This window comes from Solihabitans fulvus, assembly GCF_008386585.1.
GTDB lineage: Bacteria > Actinomycetota > Actinomycetes > Mycobacteriales > Pseudonocardiaceae > Solihabitans > Solihabitans fulvus.
Genome location: NZ_VUOB01000287.1, coordinates 1 through 419 on the forward strand (window position 1 = coordinate 1; position 419 = coordinate 419).

Annotated in this window: 1 protein-coding gene; it reads right to left on the minus strand. The window is 47.7% G+C overall.

The genetic code is table 11. The annotated features are described in order from the left end of the window. The coding region (locus tag F0L68_RS45865) for an eS10 family ribosomal protein (RefSeq protein ID WP_149855411.1) at positions 1-419 on the minus strand (419 nt) is incomplete at both ends.

The window sequence follows — 419 nt, forward strand, 5'->3', positions numbered from 1 at the left end:
CCTCCCTTAAATTCAAGATCAGCTGAGCCTGGACCAACATCAGCCTTTTTATCATGAGGTGCAACACCAGGGGCAGCAGGAGTACGTCTGTATGCAGATCTGTCCTCAGCAGAGCGGGCTGGGGCATCAGGACGACCAACAGGGCCACGGCGTACTGTCTCTGTACGTACTGAGCGCTTAAGTGTTGCAGGCACAATTTCAGGAGGAAGGTGCAAGAATATTCTCAAGTATTCAATACCCTCATTGGTTAGGTACCAGTAAAAGTGCCTCCAGGCAAACTGTTCTTTGACATAACCTCTGGACTTGAGTGATTGCATAGCTTTGATAACTTGGAGGTTAGGAATCTTCTCTAGTTCAGTATGCTTCGGTGCATGATAGTCTTTTTTGGCCACCATGACTCCCTCTTTAAAGAGGTACTC